This window comes from Myxacorys chilensis (genome assembly GCF_059505265.1).
The window spans coordinates 1-5,065 of sequence record NZ_JCACKG010000161.1; the positions used below are offsets into that span (position 1 = coordinate 1).

General features: G+C 49.6%; 9 protein-coding genes. 4 read left to right on the top strand and 5 right to left on the bottom strand.

What is annotated here, in order from left to right; genetic code table 11:
* Positions 1 to 969: 969 nt before the first annotated feature.
* The 4 genes from AC5JLB_RS13050 to AC5JLB_RS13065 form a co-directional block, all read right to left on the bottom strand.
* Positions 970 to 1,668, bottom strand: coding sequence for a hypothetical protein (locus AC5JLB_RS13050; RefSeq protein WP_495874262.1), 699 nt, complete (start codon positions 1,666 to 1,668; stop codon positions 970 to 972).
* 246 nt (positions 1,669 to 1,914) lie between these two features.
* A complete protein-coding gene (locus AC5JLB_RS13055; RefSeq protein WP_495874263.1) occupies positions 1,915 to 2,151 on the bottom strand; it encodes a hypothetical protein in 237 nt (78 codons plus the stop codon).
* A 7-nt stretch (positions 2,152 to 2,158) separates the two neighbouring features.
* Positions 2,159 to 2,515: a GIY-YIG nuclease family protein gene (locus tag AC5JLB_RS13060; protein ID WP_495874264.1), complete on the bottom strand. Its 357-nt coding sequence runs from the start codon at positions 2,513 to 2,515 to the stop codon at positions 2,159 to 2,161.
* Between the two features lie 30 nt (positions 2,516 to 2,545).
* Entirely contained in the window at positions 2,546 to 2,749 is a 204-nt protein-coding gene (locus tag AC5JLB_RS13065) for a ribbon-helix-helix domain-containing protein (protein WP_495874265.1), read from the bottom strand.
* Between the two features lie 141 nt (positions 2,750 to 2,890).
* Here AC5JLB_RS13065 and AC5JLB_RS13070 point away from each other — a divergent pair, with 141 nt between their 5' ends.
* From AC5JLB_RS13070 to AC5JLB_RS13080, 3 genes are read left to right on the top strand one after another with little or no spacing between them, the layout of a single operon-like run.
* Positions 2,891 to 3,205 carry a hypothetical protein gene (locus AC5JLB_RS13070; RefSeq protein ID WP_495874266.1) on the top strand — a complete coding sequence of 105 codons (315 nt, stop codon included), beginning with the start codon at positions 2,891 to 2,893 and terminating at the stop codon, positions 3,203 to 3,205.
* The gene (locus AC5JLB_RS13075) at positions 3,202 to 3,591 is read left to right on the top strand and encodes a hypothetical protein (protein ID WP_495874267.1); all 390 of its coding nucleotides are present in this window, start codon (positions 3,202 to 3,204) and stop codon (positions 3,589 to 3,591) included. Before AC5JLB_RS13070 ends, AC5JLB_RS13075 begins: the two co-directional genes overlap by 4 nt.
* On the top strand, positions 3,588 to 3,929 hold the full coding sequence (locus AC5JLB_RS13080; protein ID WP_495874268.1) for a hypothetical protein: 342 nt from the start codon (positions 3,588 to 3,590) through the stop codon (positions 3,927 to 3,929). Before AC5JLB_RS13075 ends, AC5JLB_RS13080 begins: the two co-directional genes overlap by 4 nt.
* A gap of 288 nt (positions 3,930 to 4,217) precedes the next feature.
* Here AC5JLB_RS13080 and AC5JLB_RS13085 read toward each other — a convergent pair whose 3' ends face one another.
* Positions 4,218 to 4,568: a hypothetical protein gene (locus tag AC5JLB_RS13085; RefSeq protein ID WP_495874269.1), complete on the bottom strand. Its 351-nt coding sequence runs from the start codon at positions 4,566 to 4,568 to the stop codon at positions 4,218 to 4,220.
* 283 nt (positions 4,569 to 4,851) lie between these two features.
* Here AC5JLB_RS13085 and AC5JLB_RS13090 point away from each other — a divergent pair, with 283 nt between their 5' ends.
* Positions 4,852 to 5,016 (top strand): hypothetical protein, encoded by a 165-nt coding sequence (locus AC5JLB_RS13090; RefSeq protein ID WP_495874270.1) that lies wholly within the window; start codon positions 4,852 to 4,854, stop codon positions 5,014 to 5,016.
* The last annotated feature ends 49 nt before the right edge of the window (positions 5,017 to 5,065 follow it).

Consider the following 5,065-nt stretch of genomic DNA (forward strand, 5'->3'; position numbering starts at 1 on the left):
CGTATCAGTTCAACTCTTCAGCTGCAATTATGAAGAAACGTATGCGTTCGCCCTACAAACGTGACCATTTGCAATACTTCATTTGAGGAGTGGAGCCTAGAAGCCAAGCAGTTTAATGCCGTTCTCTCTGCCAATGCTTTTCACTGGCTATCACTACTTGTTTGAAAAACTATTAAAGAGCCAAAATAGTTATTTGACAAGCAACTCAGCCTATTTAGATGCTCAGCTTTAATAAATAGATTTGAGCACCATAATAAATATTTGAAGGGTGTGGCTCGCCTCTGTTGTCCTATAACTAGTTGAATTTCGAATTACTTAGATTTGCACAAATATATTGTCGAACCTACCTCTTTTCGCATTGCCATTAGAACATACTTCATGTAGTCTAATCGTACTGACGTACTAATTCCATGACTCAATATGACTCTGCCGCTGCTGCCAGTTACTTGATTGACCGAGACGAACTTTTACGGATTCGCAATTGAAGGCTTCTGACGAGCGACCGTGACTATGTCTTTTTTGCCTTGCAGGTGGATGATCCTAGCAAGCCCAATCCTGCAATTGATGTCGTTGTCTTCTGCAATCGCTGGGAACTGGATGAGGGTGATTTATACAAAGCGCTAGGCGATCTGCGGAAGAAGGGAATTATCGTGTCTATTGCTAGCCAGCTGAACCTTCAACTCTCCTGATGGATCTAACCGTCTCTGCACGATCGAACTTCTGGGAGGCGCGGCAACTCATCAAAGACTAGCAGATGACCTTGACGTAACAACTAATAAGCCCTGAGCAGTTGCTCAGGGCTCGTTTTGATAAATGCTAGCCTAATCAGGTGGCCGGCGGTTTTGAATGTCCTTCCATCATGAACCAATCGGTTCTTCAGGCATAGCGACAACTTACCCAAGTTATGCCCGATTTCACCTGGGTAGCTTCTGGAGAGTGTTTCAAGCGCATCGACAAGATAAGTCGGGTTCAGCCGCCGCGAAAGAGGTGAATTGCCTCGATCGCATCGTTGTAGGTCAAAGGTCGGCGAGCAATCGGGCGGCTCAGTTCGAGTCCTCGGAGAATCGTCGCTTGGTCCGCAAGGGACAGCTCCAAGTTGAAGCGTCCGTTCAGAAACTCGATCAACTCGCTCATCGGCAGTAAGCCGAGCGATAAGCCGAGGTCAAAGCGATCTGCGAGCGAGAGCTCTTGCCCGATACACGGCGTCAGGAAGTCGCGCAAGCGTCGCCAGTGGTCCAAATTTTGACGCGTTTGGCTGGCGCACAGCCGACTCAGAAATTGGGGGTCATCCGCGATCGTCTCGTTCAGTAACTGCTGAGCACCAAGGTCCAGGAGTTGCGATCGCAGCGCGGCTGGCAGGTCCGAGTCAAGATGGGGTAGCTCTTGAGCCATTGCGGCTGTGATTTGATCCAAGGAGCGAGCATAGAATCCGTGCAATCCCTGTTTCAAGTCCGCTTCGCTCTGGCTGGAGTTGATTAAGGTATTAAAGTAATCGCTCAGCATCGGATCAGCGGGCGAGGTGTAGCGAAGGTCAGTCTGGGCGGTGCGTCGCCAGCGCTCGTGGTGTCGGCGCGCTGCCTTGAACTTGTGATTAAGCTCGGATTGAAGCGCTGCCAACCGAATGGCAAATGGTCCTGATCGCCCCTGCCCATCGTGTGCAGTAGACATGGATAAAGTATTCAGTTGTTGGGTTAGTGATACTTATATTATACCAAAAAATTATAATCTAGGCAAATCCTGCAACTCAAGACTACAAACAAGAGTGAGTATAGGCAGATGAAACCATGAGAAGCTTATGAAGACGTTTAGCCAACATTCGGTCAAGCTGAGCTTACTGGAGTCACAAAATCCTCGCGCATCCATCCCATTGCACCTGAGGCCTTAAAGCGTATCTGATGCCATTAATACCGTTCACTAAGCGATCTCTCTAATATCCGGTCTACCAAAATCAATTCCTACTGGATTACAACCCACAAAGCTCACTGAATCCTCGTCCAGATAACCTGCGATCGCCATCTCAATCACTGCCTCAACAGGATAATCGAGCTGCGCTGCACACGTCAGCAGCCCTAATCTAATTTTTTCCGGTAGGGTATCTAGGAAGGCTTGAGCGGCTTCTGGCGATAAATGTTCGGTAGTGGCTTGCATCATCTTCCTCCTACTTAATAAGACTGTTATAGCGCGGTCGGGCACTCCGAATCATCAGTGTCTCAAGGTCTTCTGCACGTCGTAGAGATTGTAGTCCCAATCGTTCGATCGCAATCCCGATCTGATCGGGTGTGCAGTAATCGAGAAATGCCCAAAAAAAGGCTTTATGCCCATCCTTAAACCGTCGTCTAAGTTTAATCGCTTGTCCAATATACAGAATTCCTTCATTCTGATGACGAATGGCATACAGACCGGGGCAGGTTGGCAGATCTCGAAAGTCGCGGCTCAAGGAGTAGCATTCTTCAAATGGCATTGAGGAAAGGTTTTCAAGAATGGTTCGTGCTTCTCCTCGCAGAGAGTCGGTCATAGTTTAAATTCCAGCAAACGACCACCACCTCTACGCTTTGTCTTTGTCCTGAGTGTTTTGTTGGGAGTTCTTTCGAGCATTAATGGCGTCGGTGATGATTTGCTCCGCCAAAAAGCTCATAGATCGCTTTTCAGCCTCTGCCCACTTCGCTAATTCTTCCTTCACTTCAGCAGGCAGGTAGACCGTTAAATTCTCCTTGGACGTTGGCATAGAGGGGCTTGCAGACAGCCTCATGATCCTATCTCCTCTAACGTAAGTCTAGGTAAAGTACTTTACTGTACCCTACCTTAACCGCTATATGATAGAAATCAAAACCGGGGTTCTGACTCGCAATCTTCACCCCGGCTCCACCTTCGTTACAAAGGTCCTTCCATCATGTCAAAAACTATCGACCTTGGGGTTGGCTTCATTCCCCTTGCCCTGCCTCGCCTGATTGTTGCCCTTGGTCTAGGCAGTGCAATCGTATTCAGTGTTCCATCTCCAGGAAATTCCTACCGTCCTTTGAGCCGTGCAGAAATTAGAGCGTCAAATTCTTTGGACTACCCACAATCGGAGCGCTCCATGCTCAATCGGTTCGGTCGTCCCTTGTGGAGCGATGGGGATTACGACTACTACCCAACTCACGACAATGGCATGGCTCAAATTCCCTACGTTGGTAATCGCGCTCAAGGGACGAGGATCTATCAATGAACCGAACCTATGTAGGAGGAGGACTGGCGATCGCGGTGCTTCTAGTGGGGTGCGAACCTTCTGAATTGCATCCTGTTCCTGTCTTTGGAGGTGGCAGTAGTGGAGGGAGCTATAGCGCTCCGGCGGCGCGTCCCCTTCCAGCCGCGCCACCGAATCAGCAGATGCTGCAAGACCCAGAAGGGAATCTAGAGGACAACGGGATCGAGGTGGTGGCAGACAATGACACCCAGGCGCGGAACCAGTGTGAAGACATTGCGGCGAGTCGCAGTGATCCATGGACAATCGTAACCTGTCAGGGTTGCCGACTCCGCACTAAAACCACAGGCAAATATATCTGTACACTAAGGACAGAAATCGTCCCATTACCACCGGGAGAGACGCCATGAAGGAGAGTTTTAACCCCATTAAGGGCAAAGCTGGAGAGTTCCGAGTTGCCATCAATCTCACTGAGTTGGGCGATCGCTCTTGGGAGATTCTTATCCTCTCTCAGCAAGTCGGTTTCAATGCCCCGCAGTTTTCAACTCATACGCGCCATTCTGGAGCCGTTGAGGTATGGGCAATCATCCTGCAACAGTTCCATCGCTATGACGCAGATACGCGCTTTGTCGTGGATGTGTGGGATGAGCAGATCGACGAGTTAAGAAGGGCGATTGGGACGGACAATGAATTCAATTTGGTGGTGCTGTGCAACTTTGCTGAATATTTAGAGCCTGCGATCGCGTAGCAAGCTTCCTTTGGAATCGCATAGCAAGCTTCCTTCGGAATCGCATAAATCGCAGTTAAAATGCTTTAGAGCATTGACGGCACAAAACCAAACTCTTTAGACCTGTTGCCGTCGCAGGTCTTTTTTTGTGCAGGCTGGCTTGTAAACTGCTTCCTCCGGTTGCGTGGGTGCGTTCCTACCCAGACCCTCCCGTTGCAACAGGAATCGAAAACCAACGCAGGCGAGGCTATTCTACGCCTTGAATAACCCGTGTTAAGGGCTGCGAGAGCTTACGGGGTGACAGCGAAGCTAGAAAGCAGACTGGATGAGGGCAATGGCGCGTAAGCCTTTTAGGAAAAAGGGGCGCTTTTGGGGCTTGAGCCGCATGAGCTGGTCTGCCCAGTCCGACCAGGCATGCATCGAGTCAATCCACAGCGTTCCGTACAAGCCGATCCAAAAATTACTGTGCTGTTGAGGGGTACGATATTTGGGTTTGGGACGAGCGACGTAGTGTTGCACGTGTTTGCGACGAATGTGAGTGCCTCGGTCTGTGGCAATGGTGTAGGCGATGGCCATCAGACCGACGAGAGCCAAAAAGCGTGGGTCACTGACTTGGCAATCTTCCATGTGATAGCCCCCCGACTTGAAATCTTTGAACATCCCCTCAGTCTGTTTGCCGATTTGCCCTGATAAGAGGCAAAGGGCTATCGCAAAAAGTTATCCTCAGTGTTGAAGCTTTACTGAATTTGACCGCAATTGTGGACAGGGTACAGTCAGCTGAAAATACACTTCCTGAGGAAACGTTTGTATGTGTGAATCCTCCACTCCCCCCCGACCGAACCGATAATTCCCGACCCCTGGCATCGTCTTCCTATAGCAAATCGCCAGCGCGTGATGCAACTTCTGACGGAGATGATCGCGCTGGTGATGCAGGAGGAACGCCATGACGAGTACTAAAGGGACGTCTCCCTGGTATAGCCAAAAGATTTTAGCGCACCATTTAGAGCGTCTGGCGGTGGTGTATGTGCGGCAATCGACTGTGCAGCAAGTATTAGACCATCAAGAATCGGTAATGTCTCAGACATGTTGTTTGGGTCTAAATGACTAGGTTGTGTTGATAATTATGTGAAGTTGGGCTGAATAAGCTAAAAGGCGAT